The sequence below is a fragment of the Nocardia sp. CA-135953 genome, assembly GCF_050955735.1.
In the GTDB taxonomy this organism is placed as follows: Bacteria; Actinomycetota; Actinomycetes; order Mycobacteriales; family Mycobacteriaceae; genus Nocardia.
In genome coordinates this window covers 2,475,970-2,496,908 of sequence record NZ_CP192082.1, presented here as the reverse complement: position 1 = coordinate 2,496,908, position 20,939 = coordinate 2,475,970, and the positions used below count along the sequence as shown (strand labels likewise).

Here is a 20,939-nt window from a genome sequence, read left to right as displayed (position 1 = left end):
CGGCGGACCGATCGCCGAGACCGGGGGCGTGCGGCCAGTTAGCTCGAAACAGGCGCTGCCGCAGCGGATTCCCCGCTACTGACCATGCTGCGCACTTGCCGTGCGGCCACCGAAAGCGTCGCCAGGTCGTGCGTACCCGCCGCGAAGATCTCGCCGAGGGAGGCCCCGGCGCGCGCCAGGCGGGGACGGTTGACCGATTCCCATTCGGCGATCTTGTCGGCGGTGCTCTCGTTCGGTTCGGATGCGGTGATCACGTCCAGGGTGAGCGAGCGCAACGAATCGTAGAGGTCGTCGCGAACTGCCAGCCTGGCCAGGGTGCGCCACCGGTCGTCGCGGGCGAGGTTGCTCACCGCGGTCAACAGGCGCTCGATCTGGAAGTGATCGTCGAGTGAGTAGTAGAGCTCGGCGACCTCTTCCGCATCCCGTTCGGCGATATCGGCCACGTCGAGGATGTCCAACAGCGGGAACAGGTGGATGAGCCGGTACACCTCCTCGGCCAAATCCGCCGGCGCACCCCGCTCGACGGCGGTGCGCGCATGCGCCGCCAGATCCTCGGCGTGGGTGGCGGGGAGGCGGTCAGGCAGCATGTGGGCTGCGAGCTTGCGGACACCGTCGCGGTAGCGGGCGATATCGGCGCCGATGGCGATCGGTTGCGGGCGGCTGGTCAGCAGCCAGCGGGATACGCGATCGAGGGTGCGCCTGGTCTCCCGCTCGAGTTCGTCGCGGGCGGCCGTCGGCATCGGCGTGGTCCGAATGCGTTGCCAGAGCGTGTGCAGGTCGAAGATCTCCACGGCGACGGTGAAGGCGCGCACCGCGTCGTCGGTGCTCGCACCCGCCTCCTCCGCCAGCCGGAACGCATAGGTGATGCCGCCGTGGTCCACCATGTCGTTGACCACCGTGGTGGCCACGATCTGACGGCGCAGCGGATGCCTGCCGATCGCGTCGGCGAACCGTGCGCGCAACGGCGCGGGGAAGTACGCCAGCAACGCTGAGGTGAATGCCGCGTTGTCCGGCAGATCCCCGGCCAGCAGGTCATCCTTGAGCGAAAGCTTCACGTGGGCGAGCAGATTCGCCAGCTCCGGCGACGTGAGCCCACGCTCGGCCGCGGCACGCCTCTTCAGCTCGGCATCCGAGGGCAGTGCCTCGAGCCGCCGATCGACACCGCGCCGGAACTCGAGGTCGGCGATCAGACGCCGGTGCACGCCCGACATCGGCACTGCCTGAGCGCGCGAGAGCCCCATCCGGAAGTTCTGCGAAATATTGTCGCGCAGTACGAGTTCGGAGACCTCGTCGGTCATCCCGGCAAGCAGTTCGGTGCGGTCGGCGGCATCGAGTTCGCCGCCGGAGATGACCGCATCCAGCAGCACCTTGATATTGACCTCGTGGTCCGAGCAGTCGACACCCGCCGAATTGTCGAGGGCGTCGGTGTTCATCCGGCCACCGTTGGCGCAGTATTCGACACGACCGAGCGCGGTCGCACCGAGGTTGCCGCCCTCGCCGATCACCTTGGCGCGCAACTGGTTCGCATCGACACGCACCACATCGTTGGATTTGTCACCGGCATCGGCATTCGTCTCGGTGGATGCCTTGATGTAGGTGCCGATACCGCCGTTCCAGAACAGATCGACCGGTGCGAGCAGAATCGCCCGGATCATCTCCGGCGGGGACAGAGTGGTCACACTCGGATCCAGGTCCAGTGCCGCGCGCACCTCGGGGCTCACGGGCACCGCCTTGGCGGACCGGTCGTAGACACCGCCGCCCGCGCTGATCAGCGACTTGTCGTAGTCGGCCCAGGACGAGCGCGGCAATGCGAACATCCGCTGCCGCTCCCGGAACGACGTCGCCGCAACGGGATTCGGATCCAGGAAGATGTGCCGGTGGTCGAACGCGGCCACCAGGCGGATGTGCTCGGACAGCAGCATGCCGTTGCCGAAGACATCGCCGCTCATATCGCCGACCCCGGCGACAGTGAAATCGGTTGTCTGCGTGTCGATATCCATCTCGGCGAAATGCCGTTTGACGCTCTCCCACGCACCCTTGGCGGTAATGCCCATCGCCTTGTGGTCGTAACCGACCGAACCACCTGAGGCGAAGGCGTCGCCCAGCCAGAAACCATATTGGCGCGCAACATCATTAGCGATGTCCGAGAAGGTCGCGGTGCCCTTGTCGGCGGCCACGACCAGGTAGGTGTCGTCACTGTCGCGGCGCACCACCCGCTCGGGTGGCAGCACCTCGCCGGAGGCGTGGTCGACGTTATCGGTCACATCCAGCAGACCGGAGATGAAGGTGCGGTAGCAGGCGATGCCTTCGTTCAACTGCGCTTGCCGATCCGCGGTCGGATCACCGGTCGCCGTCGGCGGCTGCTTCACCACGAAACCGCCCTTGGCACCGACCGGCACGATCACCGCGTTCTTCACCGCCTGCGCCTTCACCAGACCCAGGATCTCGGTGCGGAAATCCTCCAAGCGGTCCGACCAGCGCAATCCACCACGCGCCACCGCACCGAAGCGCAGATGCACGCCCTCTACCCGCGGCGAGTACACGAAGATCTCGAATTGCGGCCTCGGCCTGGGCAATTCGGAGACCGCATGCGGATCGAATTTGAACGACAGGTACTCCGGCGCATTGCCGTCGCTGTCGCGGCGATAGTAGTTGGTGCGCAGCGTCGCGGTGATCAGGCCGAGCACGGCGCGCAGGATACGGTCGGCGTCGAGGCTCACGACCGCGTCGATCTCGGCCCGCAGCCGTTCGGCGATACCCGCGGCCCGCGCCGATGCCACCGCTCCGACACCGTCGGGATCGAAGTAGGCGTCGAACAATTCGGTGAACAGCCGGGCCAAGGTCGGCTGCGCCAGCAGCACACGGGAGATATTGCCCAGCGTGTAGGCGAATCCGGCCTGCTGCAGATACTTCCCGTAGGCACGCAGTATCGAGATCTGCCGCCACTGCAGACCGGCGCGCAAAACCAGTTCGTTCAGCGCGTCGATCTCGGCGCTGCCGTGCCACATGGCCGCGAAGGCCTCCGCGAAGTATTGCCGCACACCGCCTTCGACCGATGATTCGTCGGCCGAGCGGGTGAGATCGGCTTCGAGGTCGGCATGAATCGCGGTTCGCAACAGTGTCGGCGGGACGCGCAGCCCGAAATCGTAGATCCACTTCTGCGTATCGTCCGGCAGTGTGATGCGGTGCGGCCGTTCGTCGACCACCTCCACTCCGAGACTTTGCAGTACGGGAAGCACGCGGCTCAGCGAGACACCCTCGCCCGCGACATAGAGCGTGAAACGCCAATCCCCCGACGGCGATTCGGCGTTGCGATACAGATTCGTATCGATGGCGCCATCGCCGAGGCGGTCCAGCCGCCGCAGATCGATGAGCGCCTGCTCCGGCTCGTACTCCTGCTGGTAACCGACCGGGAAGGCGCGCGCGTAGGCGTTGGCGGCTTTCGGCGAGATCGCGGGTACGCCGGTCGCGGCCGCGACCAACCGGTCGGCCCAACTCCGGGTGGACGCGAAGAGCAGCTCCTGGATGCGTTCGCGATTGGATTCGGAGATATCGGCAGGCTCCGCGTCAGGACCGCGATGCACCGTGAAATACACGACGGCCAATTCGGATTCGCTGGCCCTTGCCGAGTACGCGACCTGCTCACCGTCGAATTCCGCGCGCAGGATCTCCTCCATCCGCAGCCGGACCTCGGTCGAATACCGATCGCGGGGCAGGTAGACCAGGCAGTAGACCGCACCGCTGCGCCCGTCGCGCCGGATGAACAGGCGAACCTGCCTGCGCAGCCCCAAATTCGTGACCGCGGAGACGGTTTCGAACAACCGCCGGGCATCGGTGGAGAACAGCTCGACCCGTGGGAAGGACTGCATCATCTCCAGCATCGCCTGCCCGGAGAACGAATTCAGTTCGAAGCCGGCCCATTCGATGACCTGGTGCACGCGGCGGGTGATGACCGGGATGTCGAGGATGTTCTCGTGCAGGCCGGTCACCGTGAAGGTGCCGACGAAGACGTGCTCACCCTGCACCGCGCCGACGCCGGTACCGCCGCTGCCGTAGTCGGCGACGCTGACGAAGTACAGCTCGCCCGATCCCGGGATCAGCGAATCCACCGACCCGTTGGACAGCCGCAGGACCGGTCGGGTGTTGCCCATTACGGGGACGTCGAGATCGATGTTCGAACCGTTCCACAGCACGCCGAGGCCGGTGCCCGGCACCTGCTGCGGTTCGTTTCCGGCATCGGTCCGGCTGCTGCGGTAGTAGCCGTAGCCGAGCACCGTGAAGTGCCCATCGGCCAACCAGCGCAACAACTTCGCGCATTCGGGCACCTCCGGATCGTCGGAGCGGTGCGCGATATGGTCGAGCCGACCCGCCAACGCGACCATCGCGTTCGCCATTCCCGGCGTATCGTCGACGACCTTGCGCAGCACCCGCAGCAGGGCGGGCAGCTCGCGATCGATCCGGTCCAGCAGCGCGGCTCCGACACCTGGCGCCAGCTGCACATGGATCCACGATTCGGTGACCGTGTGGCTGCCGCTCGCCGGTACGGTGTCGGGCTCCTTGGGCGCGATCGCCCGCAACCGCCCGCGCCGGTCCCGCGCGATGTCGAAGACCGGGTGGACGACCTCGGTCACCGCGGCGCCGAGGCGGCGCAGCGCGGTGGTCACCGAGTCGACCAGCAGCGGCATATCGTCATTGACGATCTGGATGGCCGCGCCGAGTCCGCTGCCGTCATCGGGGCGGTACACCCGGGTGATTGCCGCGCCCGGCAGCCGGATCGCCGCCAGTTCCAAGTGGTTTCGGAAGATCTGTTCGGCCCGATCGGTGATCGTCGGCGCGGTGGCGCCCGGCTGGATCCAACGGAAGTAGGCCGCCTCCAGATCGGTCGGATCGTCGCGGAACCGTTTGAATGAAATCGTCTGCTGGGTGGTTGCCACCATCGACTCGTGCCTTCCCGAGATCTGAGCCCGTAACCGTACGGTTCCCATACATTACATGGTTTGATGTGCCGTTGTATAGCGGCACGTTAGATGCGTAACAGTCTTGAAAGAGAATCAGCACTGGTCAAGTGCACTGACCGGCCGGAGTCCGGTCGGTCAGGGGGTTAGACCGGCCCGCGCCATGAAGGTCTGCGCCGCCGCACGCCCGGTGAAAGCACCCGTCTCGACGCGAAGTCCGACAAGGGTATTCACGTACCGCAGGGTTGCCGACGGACTGACCGCAACGAAGACGACACCGTCGGCCAAGACAGTTCCGCCCGCCGTCCGCCAGTTGCGCACGGTATCGGCCCGGCGCTCAGGTGGATCCAGTGCCACCGCGAGCGTCAAATCCTTGCCACCGGTGATCCCGCCCGCAAGCATCGGGTCGGCCGCCGGGATGACACAGCTCTCGGACGCGGAATCGACCGGCTGACAAGAGGCGGCCGCACGCAATTGGCTCGGCAACGCCTGATCGACACCCACACCGGGCAGCGAGGTCAGCGGCGTCGAAGACGAGCGGACGACCGTGAAGCCGAGGCCGAGGACCATGGTCACGATACCCGCGATCGCCGCACCCCACTGCCAGCGCGGATACTGTTTGGCGGCAAGCTTTTCCACACCCGCCACCACGTGCTCCGCACCCGTCACCGCGCTCCCGGTGGCCGCAACGGCCCGCTCGGCACCCGCGACCACCTGCTCGGGCTGCCCCAAATGCGTCAGGCTCGATAGTCGATGCACCGCGGCCAGCGGCGCACCGCAATGGCCGCATTGGGTCGGATTACCGCTATTGCGGTGTGAGCAGTACTGGCAGACCAACTCGGCTACTGGCATGGCAGCGGCCTCAATGCCCGGTGATCACGATGGAGGAAATCGCGGTCGTATTGATCGTCGGATCGCCCTTCGATTCCTGAATTGTCAGTACGATCTTCGACGCCTGCACGGGGACCTCGAATTTGGTGACGACCAGAGTGCGCTGATCCAGGGTGGTTTGGGTGTAGCTCGTCTTGTTCGGATCGTCGAACGTGTACCGAATCCGGCTGGCGGTCCGGTATTTCGTCCACTGGTCCACGCCGTCGCCGCCGGTATTGTCCCAGCCGGGGACGATGCCGATCGAATCGATCTGATAGGTCTTGCCGAGATCGATGGTCAGCACCTGCCCGTCGACTTTGTATGCGCGCACGCATGACCAAGCCTTGCCCTGGCCACCGAAGGCATCCATACCCGGTGTACTGCCCGGCGGGCAATTGGCAGTGGCGGATTTCGGGGTGATCGCGCCGGAAGGGGCGCTGGACGATTCCGGTTTCGACGTCGGTGCCGCCGCGGTAGGCGCCGGGGTGATGACCGCAATGCGATCCGGCGCCTGCGAATCGTCCTTTCCACCGGTGGAAACCAACGCGATGATGAGCAAAAGGGCCAAGACGCCGCAGACCGCCAACGCGACCTTGGGATTCTTGAGCTTCTGCGCCAGCACGACGATCCGCTCCGCAGGCTCGGGCCCGCGTGCCTTGGACCCCCCGGTCGCGGCCCGTGCCGGTTCCTCGGGCGGCGGTTGCTTTTCCGAGACATCGGAGTAATCCGATGAAAAGTCCAGTGCCGGTGCGGCATTCGGCGGCTGGCCGTTCAGCAGCGCGATGATCCGCTCACTGGCCTTCGGCCCGTCGGAGGCTCGCCGCGGCGGCAGATCCGTTTCGGGCGGGGCGCCCTGGGCCGAACCGGCTGCCACCGCGGGACCGGAGTACGGATCATCGCCGAAACCCGGTTCGCCGAATTCCGGATCGCCGACCAAGGGTCCACTCAGCACCGATCCGGTGGCCGGATCGTTTTCTCCGAACGACGGATCCGAGAGCAGCGCATCCAGGACCGCGCCTCGATGGCGGAGAAATACATCTCCCGGGTCCTCGGCAGCCATGGTCGGGATCGTATCCAGACCGGGTTGCGCCCCGGTCCCGCGTTATTCCCGCTGGCGGGAATAACGCAATCAGCGACTCTTCTGCTCGGTGACGAAATGTTCCGGCGGCACGTCGAATACCCGCGCCAAGGCGATGATCAAATCGAGCCTGGGTACCGCGTCACCGTGAATGAGCCGGTACAGCCCCGACTGGGAAACCGGAACATCCGGGTACGCCTGTTCCAGATGCTGGGCAAGCGAATAGAGGGTCAACGACCGCGTCGACCCGTCCTCGGTCGATACCACCGATTCCGCGATCAATTCCGAGAGCCGACTCGAGAAGATCGCCACCGCGGCCTGTCTCGGGGTCAGTGCCTCCCCGTTGTCCTCCTGTACGAATTCGCCGTCATTCGGCTGGGAGTCCACAACCACGCTGATAGACACTACTACCTGTCTCCCATCAGCTCATGCGCCGAACGTCGGGCCCTGGCGTGGCACCATTGCCACCCGCGGTGATCGCGGGTTGTTCGGCGGCGGAATCGAAATAGCGGGTTTCACCGCGCGGCTCGATCAAATCGACGCGCACGGTCCGCATCGGAATACTGACATCCACCGCGGTCGCGCTGACCTGATTGATCGCCAGATCGACCGACCGCCGCCGCGGCCCACCGGGCTCACTGATGGTGACGGTGGTATGCGCGGTCGATACCTGCGGCGGCAGATTGTCGAAGACGGTGATCGTCGCCGAAGACGGCGGCGGACCCGAACCGGCTTGCCCCGCAGCGGCATTCGCAGCTCCGGCCTCCGGCGCCAGGCGCAGCGACTCCGGATCCCCCACCGCGGCGACCAGCTGCCACCAGCGGTGCGGGCGCACCGAATGGACCTCGACGTCCGCGCCGACCACCATGGCACGCAAAACGATCTGCTGTGCCACCGGCAGGTCGGCGTGCACATCGATGGTGCGCCGGCGCGGGTTGTAGCGGGCCGGGTCGAACAGCGGCAGCGCCAAAGTATGTCGTGGCTGACCGCTGATGGAACCGAGAATCTGACCATTGGGTCCGATCGCGATCGTGAGCTCGGGCAGGAGCTCATCGGGGGCGATATCGCGGCCCGATTCATCGACGGGCACCGCGCGGATCGACGTCCCGGTCGGCATGGTGGCCAGCAATGCGATGGCCTGCCTGCCGGTCAACCGGCGCAGATAGTCCGGCGGCTGGGTCGTGACCGGCGGACCGATATACCGCGCGAGCGCGCGTGGCCCGGCGGTGGCATCGGTGAGGCTGACCACCAGCGTGGTCCGGCCGCGGTTCCACGACCAGCAATCGTCCAGGCCGGCACCGTCCATCCGCGTCCAGTCGATCAGGAAGCTGGTCACACAGCGACCCGGTACCGAGGACTCCATGCAGGTCCAGGTCTCACGCAGATCGCCGAGTTCGACACCGGCGTGCAGCACCCTGGTGGCCTCCTGCATCGCAGCCGCGGGCAGTGCGTGCGCGGCGATGCCCCGTTCCCGCAATCGGCCCGCGATGCGATGCGCCGCGGTGGCCAATGCACGGGGCCCGACCATCGCGACCAATCCGCGTCGCTGCAGCAGATCCAGGTTCCGCTCCATGTCCAGCCGGACGACCAACCACGTGAGGCGGTGGCCGACGACCGGGTGGGAGCCGATCAGCTGGTCGTAGAGCATGCTGTAGTTGCCGGTCGGACGTACCCGCTGACCAGTCGTCACGATATCGATATCGACCGCTAGACCGAATTGATCGAGCAGACCGACCAGCGCATCGACGGGGACCGTGTCCTCGGTGTAGATGGATTTCTCCGCGATAACCGTCGGCAGGTCGAGATTGGGGGCGAGTTGGATCATCGCAGTGAGCACGGTGCCTTCGGCGCGGATTCCGCAGACCCCGGCGGCAACCTCGATATCCGCGACATCCGCCGGACCTGCCAGCGCCTCGGCTCTGGTGGCCCTGCCGAATCGGTAGTCGGCCCAGTCGAGCAGCCATCGACTGGTCGTGCGGCCGTTCACCTCGACCGCGACGGTCCACAGCAGCACGGTGATCACCGCCGCACTCGCCCAGATCGGGGTATGCGACCACAGCCCGGTGATCACCAGGCTGCCGCCGATCACGGCGACGGCGAACGGACCACGTTCGACACCGCCCACCCGAACACTCGGTAGGCTCACCGCCGCCTCCGGATTGCGGAGTTCGCGTAGGTGGCGCCGAGCCCGAGCAGCAGCGCGGCCACGATGACGACGGCGGCCGCGAACGGCGGACGACGATCCTTGGCGCGCGGCGGATCCGGCAGCACCAGCACCGACGACCGGTACAGCCCGATCGGCGGTTTGGGCGCGGTGCGGTAGCTGAGCGCGGTGAGCGGATCGATGACACCGGCGCCGATGACGTTATCGATACCGCGCGCCGGTGCGTGCGCGCCGGCGGTCAGGCGGGCCATGATCTCGGCCGGAGTTTCATTGGGGAATCGGGAGCGCAGCAGGGCGGCCACTCCACTGACATACGCGGCGGCGAACGACGCACCGCCGACCGGCACCAGTTTGCCGGGTTCACCGACACCATTGATCAGGCCGGTGCCACCGGGGCCGAGTGATTCGATCGCGGTACCCGGCGCACCGACCGAAACCCATGGTCCCGTCAGCGAATCCGACATGGTGGCGCCGGTGGCGGTGGTGAAGCCCACCGTCAGCACGTCCGTACCGAACCAACCCGGCGCGGACACGGTCTTGACATCACGCCAGTTCCTCGGGTCGCTCGGCCGGGTCGGATCGATATCCGGATTCTGATCACAGCCGGTGTCGGCATTTCCGGCACCCGCGACGATCACCGACCCCTTGACGTGTACGGCGTAGCCGATCGCCACCGACAGTATCGACTGATCCACCGCGAGTCCCACCGGAACGCACACCGGCAACGCCACCGTGATCACGCCGGCGCCCAGGTTCGCCGCATGCACGATCGCCCGGGAAAGCGTCCGAATATCCACCGAGAGCTGTTGCGCCGCATCGTTATTCGGCCGCTCAACGCTGAAGGCTCCGGAGCGGTACCGAATGGAGATGATCCTGGCGTCCGGAGCGACTCCGGTGAATCCGTCCGTGGGATCGGATGCGGCGCCGATGATTCCGGCGATCAGGGTGCCGTGCGCATCGCAGTCGGACAGACCGTCACCACCTGTCGTGACGTAGTCACCACCACCGACCAGACTGGGCAAGCGGCCATTGGGCGTCACTCCGGTGTCGAGCACCGCGACGGTCACCCCGGCGCCCCGGCTCAGCGCACGGGCGTTCGGCAGGTCCAACGTCAACTCCGACGGCGGCGTGCGCGCCAGATCGCTGTCCCTCAGGACACCTGTCGCCAAGCAGCCCTTGTCCTGCTTCGTCGGCAGCTCCGGGCCGGGCGGATCATCGGCGGGCGCGCCGATGACCACCTGCGGCGGATCCACCGCCAATGCCGGTGCGGCGGAGGCGATCAGCACGAATCCGGCCAGCACCGCAGTCGCGGTTGCTGCGATTCGCATCAGATCGCCCGCATCGCCGTGTAGATGCCCATGATCCAGCAGGCGATGATCGGAATCACCAGAATGAGCGCGTACTCCACCAGATCGATGATCCGGCGGGTTACCGGCGAGAGCCGACGACCCGGCAACCGCACCGACGCAACACATGCCGCGGCGGCGGCAATGCCGACCACCAGGACGACCACCAGCCGGGCCGGCGCCGTTTCATAGGCAGTCACCAGCACGTAGCCGACACCCACCACGGTGAACGCCGACGCGACGACGAGCGCGATGGCCTGCACCCGGTCCGGGAACCACCGCGAGCGCATGGCCAACAGACCAGCCACAGCGGCGGCCAGCACGATCTCCCGAATACCACCGGGACTCGCCGCGGCCGATAACACGGCGGCACCCGACAACAGCGCCGAAGTCGCGGCGATGAGCCCGCGCAGACTTGTCACCGCCAGTCGGGCCCGGCCTTCGATGCCCGCCCCGGCCTGCTCCCGCTGCCGTTCGGTGTCCTCGACGGAATCGAGTTCGGCGTCATCGCGCGCGGATTCGGCGTCGAAGATATCGGTCAGTGTGGCCGGGGCGACCTCGTTGCCTGGGTCCGGCAGATCCGGTGGCCGAATCCGGGCGACCACGACGGCAAGGCGCGGCGCCGCGGTGAGCAGCACGAGTCCGAGAAGCGCCGCGCCACCGGATATCTGGCGCACCGACAGATCCAGATAGGTCAGCGGTATCGCCGCGGCCGCGACGGTCACGCCGAGGACGGTGACCGCCATCAATGTGGCGATCCCGAGCCTGGTTACGCGCATCATGGCCGCGGCCGCGACGGCGGCGACAACCGATCCGGCGGCCAGATTGGCCGCGGCGAACGGTCCCGGCTCACCGTAGGCCGGTGGCACCAGCATCGCGCCACCGGCGAACAACAGTGGAATCGAGGACAGTGCCAATCCGAGGCAGATCCGCGGCGCGAAGTTCCGTTGCCGCGCCTGCACCGCACCGCCCCAGCACACCGCGCCGAGCAGCAGCGCGGGCAACGAATACCACCAGATCGACCCGGATTCCGTCCACGACACCGACAACATCGCCGCGATAGCGATCGCGCCGACACCCAGGGTGGTCAGTCCGACGACCGCGGCGGTACCCGCGTCGAACTCGGCGAATTCCCGCTCGTTGATCAGCGCGAGCGCGTCGGTGATGTCCTCCACGACCGGCGTGAAGACCTCCGCGGATTCGACCGCGGCCAACATCAGCACGGTGCCGTCGACGATGTCGTGGTCGGCGAGGCTGCGCCACCGTGGCATCGGCGCTTCGCCCGGTCGAGCCAGGCTCCACTGCCCGGTCGGCGGGGTGAAATCGACGGTCTCGTCGTCGATGGCGTTGGCCAGCACGACGAGCAGATCATCAATGAAGGTTTCGATGGTGAACTTGGTCGGCACCACGACGTCGACCTGGTAGCTGGACACCAGGACCGCCATCCGGGCGCGCGCCACCTCGGCGGATGCCGCGGGCGCCGCTCCCGGCGGCGAAGCAACGGCAGTACTCATCGCCACCCTCCGGTGGCCCGGCCGCCGCCGGCGCCACCAACATAATTCGGGAATCCATCGGCGAGCCCGGCCGCGAGCTCTTCGAAGGCAAGCAGGGTTTCCTTCTCCACCAGGCGCAAATCGATCTCGCCACCCTCGGCCAGATGGTCGTCATGGGGCAGGATGCAGGTCGGACGCTGCCCGGTGGCGAACAGCTTCTCGATCGCCGCGACATCGACGACCGGCTTGGTCGGTTGCTGGTGCACGATCGTGACGATCGATTTGGCGATCAGGTGCTGCATACCGTGCGAACTCAGCCAATTCAAGGTGGCCACCGCGCCTTTCACCCCACCGACGGTGGGTGGGGTGACCACCACGACGGCGTCGCTGGTCTGCAGCACGCTCATTGTCACCGAATCCAGCACACCCGTACCGCAATCGACGAGCAGCAGATTGAAGTGGCGGCGCAAAACCTCGACGGCCGTGGCGTATTCGCGACCCGAGAGCGCCTCGTTGGCCTCGATGGTCCACGGCGAGGCGATGACCGCGAGATCGGCCGAATTGATCGACATGAACGACTGCACCGTCGAGAAGGCCTCCAGATTCGACGCCTGCGCGAGATCGCGCAGGGTCAGGCCATACGGGTGCGGGGCGGTACGGGTGGGCAGATCACCGAAGTCCGGATTTCCGTCGACGGCGACGACTCGGTCCGGGCGCAACGCCGCGAAGGTCGAGCCGAGCGTAGCCGCGGTCGTGGTGCGGCCGACGCCGCCTTTCACACTGATCACCGCGATCTGGTACGGGGTGTTCAGCTGGGTCCGGATTCGGGCGCGCCGATCCTCGGCGCGCTGCTCGGCGGGTGAGAGGCCGAGCCGGAACCCGACTTTGTTCAGCGCGCCACGCACACCGGTGCTGGACTGCAGCCTGGCCCGATTGGCCGCCGAGATATCGGCCAGCAGATCCATCGAGGTCAATGCCGCGGGCAGCACCTCGACCTGCGGCGCCGCCGTGCGGTCGATGCGATCGGGCACCCAGCTCGTCGCCTGCGTGGGTTGCCATGGCGTGTCGACGGATTCGGCGCCGGGTCTTTCGACGCTGGGACCGGGATTACCGCTCGATGTGTTCGCCGAACCGGATGCGGTCTGTGTGATTCGCGCGGTAGCGGGCTCGGCGCCGCCCTGGGCCGCCCACATCTCGGGCGACGAAGGCGTTGCCGTCGCGTAGTTCTCACGTGCCGAATCCGTGGTCGGCACAGCCACATGCGGCGCGGCGGGCTCCGGTGCGGTCGCGTTCCGGGGTGGCATGGGAGCAGGGGCACTCGCCGCAGGCTGCGGTATCGACTGATCGGGTGCACCGATCACCGGTTCGTTATAGCCGGGTTGCGGGCGTACGGGAACGCTGCCGGTCGCTGGGCCGCTTTCCGGCTCCTGCGCCGCCTGCATGAAAAAGGCGTCGTAGCCGCCCTTGTGTCGGACGGACTCGGCCGAATGACCATTCGTGCTCGGTGCTCGGCTCATATCTGTCGTCCTCTCCAAAAACCCATCGGGACGTTTCAACCAATCCGGCTGGTATCGAACCAACTTCGGTCCGGCAACAGCTCGACAAGTCCTGAGATCCCGGCGTGCAGTGCCGCGTCGTCACCGGGTGCGTAGGTCGATCGGACTTCCCCGTCCATCGCCACACTCGGCGTTACAATGATGCGCCCCGACAGCGTATCCAGCACACTCACACCGTACTTCGGCTTCAGCTCGACACCGTCCTGATGTTGCACCACCACCACTTCCGCGCGCCGAACGATCTCATCGAGCGCCCGACCCAGAACACCCGCGGTATGCGGCTGCGCACCCAACTCCAACAGTGCCTGCCGTCGTTCGTCTTGGTCGTTGGGGACCTCCGCGAACTCCTGCTGCGATGCGGTCATCGGCGCGAAACTCAGTGCCGGAGTGGACCCCAACGCCGCACCGACCGCCGCCGATACCGAATCCAACTGCTGTTCCTGCTGATACACCGCCTGGATGACGATCTCGTCGTCACAGCGCACCGCCAACACATGCGTCTCGCCGCGACGCACCAATGACATGCGCAGCATGCCCTTTTGTTCGCCATCCAGGCCGGTGGCCAACACCAGCGCCATCAGTTCCACATCCGGGCGGTACAGGCACTGCAACCAGTGCTCGACCGTCGGATGCACGCGGTCGCCGTCGATGATGCCCACCTCGGTGAGCTGTGCGGCGACGACAGCGCGCACCCGCTCCAAGTCGTCGAACTCGAAAATATTCGGCATCAACGCGAGGATCGGCGGGTAGGAATCGATGCCGGCCATGTCTTTCAACAGCAGCGCGGCATCGACATTCAGATCGATAGCGATCGGATCAGTTTCCACACCTGCACCAAACGACCAGTCGTCCGCAGCCTCGTTTCGCCGTGGCCGGGCCGACGAGGCTGCGTGACTGCTAGACGCCACCGATCGACAGGAACCTGGCGCCCTGCTGGTGGTCGGTCTCCTTCATGAAGCCCTCGGATCCGGAGGTCTTGGCGATCGCGTTCTTCACATCCTGGAGCTGCCCCTGGTAGCCCGTGTGTTGCGCGGCATCTCCGAGCGCTGCCCTGAACCTGTTCATCAACGGATTTGCGACCTCCGCCGCGAAACCCTTGAAGACATGCTCGAGGTCCTTGATGATTGAATTCAAGTGGGCAGCGTTCGCGTCCATGCCGTGGAGAACGCCCTGCACGGTGAGATTCGTCGAATCGACCGCTCCATAGTTGAATTGCATTGCCTGCCAACCTTATCTATTGTTCTTACAATTCGTCCGGTACTGCTTGTGACATTACTGCCACGAGCCGGTGTCGACCTTGCTGTTCGAACCGAGTTCGACCGCCCGCTGCAAATGGGCAGCATTTTGGAGGTCTGTCGCTTCGACTTTGACGCTGGTGTCTTTCAGCGTATCGATGATGTCCTGCAGGGTACGGGCCAGATTCACCCCGGCAGTGTGCGCGGAGTCCATCGTGGACTGGATTTGCGTACCGGTTTGCGACCCGGTGACCGCACTGGCGAATTCGTCACGCAGGCTCAACCAGCTGCGCAGATAGCCTTCGAGTTCGCCCTGGCACGCCATGGCTTTTACCGCGGTATTCTTCAAATCCGTCGGATTACCGGTGTAAGTTTGCACTGTTGTTTCCTCTCTGGTGTGGATCTAAATTCCGCCGCGGTATCTCACCGGGCAGGCTCTGGCTCGGCTACCGCCACTTGGTCATCGGAGTGTTCGTCGTCATCGGAGCGCTCGAGGATGCCCACGAGCGAATCACCCTCGACGACAACATCTTCCGGATGGTCGTCGGCATATTCGATGACGCCGATCACCGGCGGCTTCTCCAACACTGGAACTTCCAACTCTTCACCCGGCACGAACACCTTGCCCGGTTTCCGTTCCTCGTCCCGCCGACGCCGCATTTGCGCCTTCGGTGCGATGGCGCCCTTACGCGGCGCCCCACGGCCGGCCGGTCCGGCACCACCTGCCGGATTCGACGACGCGCCGTACGCCGTACCCGGCCCGCGCAGCCAATTGGACGGCATCCGAAATCCCGTGGACGCACCTGGCATCGAGCCGAGTCCGCCCCGGGCCAAATTCAACGCGACCAGACTCCCCGCACCCCCGTTCAAACCAGCCAATGTCGGGGAATTGGGTGAGGTTCCATAAAATCCGGACTGTTCGGCGGACCCGTCCGAGCCCGAGTATGAGCTCGAATCGCTCAGTGGCGAAGTGACTTCACTCGGATCCGCTGTCGTGGGCTGGGTCTGCGTCGGCGACTGAGTCGTGTCGGTCGGTGTATTAGTAGGGTCGGTATTACCGGTATTCGTATCGCCGGTGTTGTTGGTGGTGGTGTTATTCGTATCCGCGTTGGTGGTGTTATTCGTAGTTGTGTTGTTGGTGGTTGTGTCGAATTGCTGAGGCGTGCCCGACTTCGGGGTGTATACCGGCACTTCGAATTGCGGTGGCGACGGCGGTATGCCCGGGTCCACGACGATGGGCGTCGGCAGGGCCGGGGGCGGCAGTGTCGACAATGTCGGCACCACTGCACCCTCGTAGCCGTCCATCACTCCCGCAGCGGCTCCCCAGATCGCAAAGTACTCGAGTTGGTTGAGTAGCAGCGGAATTGTGTTCTGGCCCCCACCGTTGGTCGCGGCGAGAAGGGTCTGCTCCGCCCGGTTCGTGGCGAGCCATGCACCGACAGCCGCCATCGCGGACTGGGCGGCGCTGAATTCACCTGCCACCGCATGTAATACGCCCGACACCGCCTGAGCGGTCATGGCCTGCTGCTGTAGCCACTTCGTGTGGTTACTGAATGCCGCCTGCGCAAGATCACCCGACTCCCCATGCCAGGTCTCGCCCATATCGAGCATCGCAGAGGCAGTATTACTCGCCGTAGCCATCAGAGTCTGCGCCGAGACCTGATAGGACTCGGCGGCAGCGGTGATGGTCTCCACCCCGGGTCCGCTGAGCAGGCAGCCAACGTTTATCTCCGGAGGCAGCGCGTCCCATATGCCTGGCATGACATCAGCCTTCGCTCGGACCTACGGCTCGGACTATCCGGGCACTTCGGTGAGGGTCGCACCCGTGGACGCGATACCGGTGCCATTGATGATGTCGCTACCGGAATAGGCGACAGCCGTTGGCGGTAGCGACGCCGAGGCAACCTCGCGGTGCGCGAATCCGGCACCCGTGCAACTGAAGAACGATTGGCCGTATGCGGCGGTCACTGTCGGGAGGACCAACATACTCACGGCGTCCAACGCAGGCGGAAATATTACGCAGGTAGCCGCCGTCTGGACGAGGGAAGCGATCGCCGAGTCGGCAATCAGGTCGAGTTGGGAACTGACTGCCGGGAGATGCGCCGGGTCGACTGTGAGAGCCATGTGAGTTCTCCTAACGATGAGCGCCGACTCAATAGCGAGCGGTACAGGACAAACGCTAAGGCATTCTCAGCAATGGGAAGCCTGGGAAAGTCGGTCCTGGCGTCCGCCCCGCACCACGCCGACCAGGCCTAGTCCTGCGGTGGCAGCCAGGCCGACTGCACCAGATCCCGGCGCGAATGCAGCGGCTCGACGAAGATGCCCCGGCCCACCGGTTGCTTCGTCGGCTTCACATCGCCGATCAGAATTCCGTCCAATTTCGAGCCGTCCATGATGATGCCCGAGGAGTTCAGATTCTTGATCTGGCCGAGCACGCTGTCGTACAGCGCGGTATCGGCCTGGGCGATGTTGCGGGCCGCGATTACGTGCAAACCGGTGTCGCGGCCGTCGACGATGATGTCCTTGAGCGGATCGAGTGGATTGGCCATACCGCGCTGGGCGACCATGTGGTAATCGTCGATCACCACGAAGATTTCCGGCCCGGACCACCACGAACGGTCCTTGAGCTGTTGCGATGTCACGCCGTCCGGAGGGCGGCGGCTGCGCATCTTCTCCGCGAACGGCGGCAACCCTTCACGCAGATCGCGCTCGCTGTTCAGATAGCCGATCAACTGGTCCTCCGGGATGGAGTCCATATGCTGGCGGCGGTAGTCGACCAACAGGACTCTGGCCTGATCCTTGTTGAATTGCAGACGGATCGACTCCAGCAGCGCGGCCAGCACCGTCGACTTGCCCGAGCCCGATGACCCGAGCACGACCAGGTGTGTCGAAACACCGAAATCGACTGTGGCAGGGTGCAGATCGGATTCACGGATGCCGAAGGGCACCACGAGGCGCTGCGCCGGATTCGCCGGTTCCGGACGGCCGGCCCGGACCTCGGCCAAGGTGATCTGGGCGGGCAGCAGCTTGACCTCCGGCGCCCGGCGGCCCTGGTACTTCTGGTTCAGCTGATCGACCGCGGCGGCCATACCCGCACCGGCGGAGTCGGCCTCGCCGACCCCATCGATGCGCGGCAGCGCGGTGAGCATATGCAGCGCGTCACTGGAGATACAGCGACCGGGGCGATCCGGTGGAATCGCGGCAACTACACTGCGCTGTCCGAGGAAGATGGTGTCGGTGAGATCGCCGAGCCGCATCTCCAGCCGGGTCTGCAACAGATCCTTGATGGCGGGACGGATCGCCGCCCAGCGCGAACTGCTGACCACAAGGTGGATGCCGTAATTCAGACCCTGCAGTGCGATCGACTCCATAACCGGGAGGTATTCGTCGAAATACGGTCCGGTGACCGCGAATCCGACATCCCAGCCGTCGACCACGATGAAGACATCGCCGTGCTCGTCGCCGCGGGCGGTGAGTTCGGCCGATTCCCGCGGGGAGGAGCGCCTGCGCCGGAATTCGCGCATGGTGTCGATGCCGAGATCGCCGAACAGCACCTGCCGACTCGCGATGAGATTGGTGATCAGCGCGAAGGTGCGCCGGACCCGATCGCCGTCACGGCCCGAGGCGACCGACCCGACATGCGGCACGTTCCGCAGGCCGGATAGACCGCCGGAGAAGTCCAGGCAGTAGAACTGGATCTGTTCGGGCGTATGCGTCAACGCGGCGGACATGACCAGCGTTTGCAGTGCGGTCGACTTACCCGACTGCGGGCCGCCGACGACGGCCACGTGCCCGCCCGCGCCGGACAGATCGACCGACCATATGTCCTGTCGCTGCTGCCTCGGCTTGTCCACAATCGCCCAGGGCAATTGCAGCGAACCGGCGGTCGCGGTCGACATGAACTTGTCCAGGGTAGGCGGCACGGTCAGCGGCGGCAGCCACATCTTGTGCGCCGGCGTGCCGAATCCGCCCAGCTGTTGCAGCACCGTCTCCATCACCGTCACCGGCTCGCTGTCCGGCGTGTCCGGTTGCTGCACAACAGGTTCGGTTTCGACGGGCGCGGGTCGCACATCGATGATCTGCGCCGTGGTGAATTGCTGTGGCGGCCGATAGCCACCGCCGGGACGCCTGGCGCGTTGGGCGCTGGACGCCGATGCCTGCGCGGGCGCGACATACGGCGAGCCGACATAGGCGGCCTGGAATCGCTGCAGATCACCCGAGCCGACTCGCAGATAACCCGAACCCGGCTTCTTGGGCAGGTGATACGCGTCGGCGGTACCGATGGCGTCGCGGGAATCGGCGGTCTGGTTGGTGCGCAACGCGATTCGGTAGGACAGGTGTGCTTCCAGCTCACCCATCCGGTTGGCGGGCACCTTCTGCGAGGCCAGCAGCAGGTGGATACGCAACGAACGACCCAACCGGCCGATCGCGACGAATAGTTTGGAGAAGTTCGGATGCTGCTCGAGCAGTTCGGCGAACTCGTCGAGGATGATCAACAGCGTGGGCAGCGGCGCGAGCTGCGCGCCCTGCTCGCGGGCCCGCTCGTAATCGGCGACGCTGGCGAAGTTACCGGCATCGCGCAAAATCCTTTGTCGCCTGCCCATTTCGCCGTTGATCACGTCTTCCATACGGGTGACGAGATCGGCCTCTTCCTCCATATTGGTGACCACGGCCGTCACGTGGTGCAACCGGTCGAACCCGAGGAAGGTCGCACCACCCTTGAAGTCGACCAGCAGCAGGTTCAGCGTATCCGGGGTATGGGTCGCCACCGCCGAAAGCACAAGGGTGCGAAGGAATTCCGACTTTCCGGAACCGGTGGCGCCGATGCACATGCCGTGGGGGCCCATGCCCTCCTCGGCCGACTCCTTGATATCGAGATGGACCACGCCACCTGCCGGATCGTGGCCGAAAGGAATGTTCAGCCGGGAGCGGTCCGCGTCACGACGGCGCGGCCACTGCTGCTCGACCCGGATCGCCCCCGGGTCGGTAATGCTGACCAGTTCCTCCCACGACGTGCCACCGCTGGCCTGGTCCGCGACCACGGCCTCGACCACGGTGGAAAGCCGGTACGGGGAGATATTGCGGGCCAACGCCTTCGCGGTAGGTACCGACATCGCGTCGGCGGCCCCGACCCGGCGCAGGCCACGCGGGGTCACCTCGTGCAGCGCGCGATCGGCGCCCACCATGAACTTCAGCGCCCGCGGCAAGGTCTGCTCGGCCCGGCCCAGCCGCAGCCACGTGCAGCCATCGATGCCGGAGATATCCCGATCGGTGGCCGAACTACTGTCATCGACGATCAACAGATAATGCTTGCGATCCAGCGTCGGTTCGGAATTCGCGGAGAACGGACCACGATTGAGTCCCGCCAGCGCCTTGGCACGCAACTCCGAAACGCTGCGATACACCATCCGGCTCGAGCCGATCGCATCGGTCTCACTCGGATGTTGGGTGTGCGGCAGCCATTTCAGCCACGACCACTCCGGTGCGTCCGGATTCGACAGCACCGCCGCGACCGCGACCTGATCCGGGCCGTGCAGTACGACGATCTCGGCGACCATCGACCGCACCAGGGCGGCCACCGCATCGGGATCGCCGTCGACACCGATCTGCGGCGCTGAAAGGAGATTGATCGCGACCGGCATACCCCCGACAGTCGAATACGCCTTCGCGAACCGGGTCACCTCGACAACACCGACCGGATCCAGATCGGAGGTGGGCGCGGCCTCTGGCACGATGACCCGCACCTGGTTGGCGATCCGGCCCCGCCCGACCCGCACCCGCAGGAACTGCGGACTGGCAACCTGCACTTCCCACATGCGCTTTCCGCCGATCAACGCGGCGATTTCGGCCGGGCCCGGATGGGTGTAGCGCAGATAGGAATGCAGTTCCGACTCCGCGGCATGCACGGTCTTGCGGTTATCGGTAATGCTGCGCAGATAGTCCTTGCGTTCCTCGTTCAGACTCGCCGCGCCACCGGCGCCGCCACCGGAGAACGCACCACCCATCATCCCGCCCATGGAAACCAGCATCATGATCGGGAACATCAACATCATCGGCGACATCTGCCCGCCGCCGCGGAACATCATCACCATCATCCCGGCCATGGCCGACACCATGACCACCGGCATGATCATCTTGAGCCGCGACGGCGGCACCGGTTTGGGCAGTTCGGTCGGCGGCTGCAGCCGCAATTCGGTCACCGCGGGGGCCTTGGGTCCTCGCACCGTCCGAGCGGGCCGCAC

Annotated in this window: 14 protein-coding genes; all 14 read right to left on the bottom strand. The window is 65.7% G+C overall.

Annotated elements, in window-relative coordinates; translation table 11 throughout:
- Window positions 1-38: 38 nt before the first annotated feature.
- Window positions 39-4,937, bottom strand: a complete 4,899-nt coding sequence (locus ACQPXH_RS11390) for an NAD-glutamate dehydrogenase (protein ID WP_433602276.1) — start codon at window positions 4,935-4,937, stop codon at window positions 39-41.
- A 156-nt stretch (window positions 4,938-5,093) separates the two neighbouring features.
- Complete coding sequence (locus tag ACQPXH_RS11385; protein WP_433602275.1) at window positions 5,094-5,807, bottom strand: hypothetical protein; 714 nt, start codon at window positions 5,805-5,807, stop codon at window positions 5,094-5,096.
- Window positions 5,808-5,817: 10 nt separating this feature from the next.
- Entirely contained in the window at window positions 5,818-6,885 is a 1,068-nt protein-coding gene (locus ACQPXH_RS11380) for a discoidin domain-containing protein (RefSeq protein WP_433602274.1), read from the bottom strand.
- Between the two features lie 69 nt (window positions 6,886-6,954).
- Window positions 6,955-7,296 (bottom strand): helix-turn-helix domain-containing protein, encoded by a 342-nt coding sequence (locus tag ACQPXH_RS11375; RefSeq protein WP_433602273.1) that lies wholly within the window; start codon window positions 7,294-7,296, stop codon window positions 6,955-6,957.
- Between the two features lie 28 nt (window positions 7,297-7,324).
- Window positions 7,325-9,049: a type VII secretion protein EccE gene (eccE, locus tag ACQPXH_RS11370; protein WP_433602272.1), complete on the bottom strand. Its 1,725-nt coding sequence runs from the start codon at window positions 9,047-9,049 to the stop codon at window positions 7,325-7,327.
- Complete coding sequence (gene mycP, locus ACQPXH_RS11365; RefSeq protein WP_433602271.1) at window positions 9,046-10,395, bottom strand: type VII secretion-associated serine protease mycosin; 1,350 nt, start codon at window positions 10,393-10,395, stop codon at window positions 9,046-9,048. Before mycP ends, eccE begins: the two co-directional genes overlap by 4 nt.
- A complete protein-coding gene (gene eccD, locus ACQPXH_RS11360; protein WP_433602270.1) occupies window positions 10,395-11,927 on the bottom strand; it encodes a type VII secretion integral membrane protein EccD in 1,533 nt (510 codons plus the stop codon). Before eccD ends, mycP begins: the two co-directional genes overlap by 1 nt.
- The gene (locus ACQPXH_RS11355) at window positions 11,924-13,423 is read right to left on the bottom strand and encodes an AAA family ATPase (protein WP_433602269.1); all 1,500 of its coding nucleotides are present in this window, start codon (window positions 13,421-13,423) and stop codon (window positions 11,924-11,926) included. The genes eccD and ACQPXH_RS11355 overlap by 4 nt, the downstream gene beginning before the upstream one ends.
- Window positions 13,424-13,458: 35 nt before the next feature.
- Entirely contained in the window at window positions 13,459-14,289 is an 831-nt protein-coding gene (locus ACQPXH_RS11350; RefSeq protein WP_433602268.1) for an ESX secretion-associated protein EspG, read from the bottom strand.
- A 70-nt stretch (window positions 14,290-14,359) separates the two neighbouring features.
- The gene (locus ACQPXH_RS11345; protein WP_433602267.1) at window positions 14,360-14,680 is read right to left on the bottom strand and encodes a hypothetical protein; all 321 of its coding nucleotides are present in this window, start codon (window positions 14,678-14,680) and stop codon (window positions 14,360-14,362) included.
- Window positions 14,681-14,734: 54 nt separating this feature from the next.
- Entirely contained in the window at window positions 14,735-15,046 is a 312-nt protein-coding gene (locus ACQPXH_RS11340; protein WP_433602266.1) for a hypothetical protein, read from the bottom strand.
- 74 nt (window positions 15,047-15,120) lie between these two features.
- Entirely contained in the window at window positions 15,121-16,458 is a 1,338-nt protein-coding gene (locus ACQPXH_RS11335) for a PPE family protein (RefSeq protein ID WP_433602265.1), read from the bottom strand.
- A 33-nt stretch (window positions 16,459-16,491) separates the two neighbouring features.
- Window positions 16,492-16,821: a PE domain-containing protein gene (locus ACQPXH_RS11330; RefSeq protein WP_433602264.1), complete on the bottom strand. Its 330-nt coding sequence runs from the start codon at window positions 16,819-16,821 to the stop codon at window positions 16,492-16,494.
- 128 nt (window positions 16,822-16,949) lie between these two features.
- A complete protein-coding gene (gene eccCa, locus ACQPXH_RS11325; protein WP_433602263.1) occupies window positions 16,950-20,921 on the bottom strand; it encodes a type VII secretion protein EccCa in 3,972 nt (1,323 codons plus the stop codon).
- Window positions 20,922-20,939: the final 18 nt, after the last annotated feature.

Bases quoted from the DNA above. Each gene is read 5' to 3' on its own strand.
- ACQPXH_RS11355 (WP_433602269.1), bottom strand. From the start codon at position 13,423: ATGAGCCGAGCACCGAGCACGAATGGTCATTCGGCCGAGTCCGTCCGA.
- ACQPXH_RS11385 (WP_433602275.1), bottom strand. From the start codon at position 5,807: ATGCCAGTAGCCGAGTTGGTCTGCCAGTACTGCTCACACCGCAATAGC.
- mycP (WP_433602271.1), bottom strand. From the start codon at position 10,395: ATGCGAATCGCAGCAACCGCGACTGCGGTGCTGGCCGGATTCGTGCTG.
- ACQPXH_RS11335 (WP_433602265.1), bottom strand. From the start codon at position 16,458: ATGCCAGGCATATGGGACGCGCTGCCTCCGGAGATAAACGTTGGCTGC.
- ACQPXH_RS11390 (WP_433602276.1), bottom strand. From the start codon at position 4,937: ATGGTGGCAACCACCCAGCAGACGATTTCATTCAAACGGTTCCGCGAC.
- ACQPXH_RS11330 (WP_433602264.1), bottom strand. From the start codon at position 16,821: ATGGCTCTCACAGTCGACCCGGCGCATCTCCCGGCAGTCAGTTCCCAA.
- eccD (WP_433602270.1), bottom strand. From the start codon at position 11,927: ATGAGTACTGCCGTTGCTTCGCCGCCGGGAGCGGCGCCCGCGGCATCC.
- ACQPXH_RS11380 (WP_433602274.1), bottom strand. From the start codon at position 6,885: ATGGCTGCCGAGGACCCGGGAGATGTATTTCTCCGCCATCGAGGCGCG.
- ACQPXH_RS11345 (WP_433602267.1), bottom strand. From the start codon at position 14,680: ATGCAATTCAACTATGGAGCGGTCGATTCGACGAATCTCACCGTGCAG.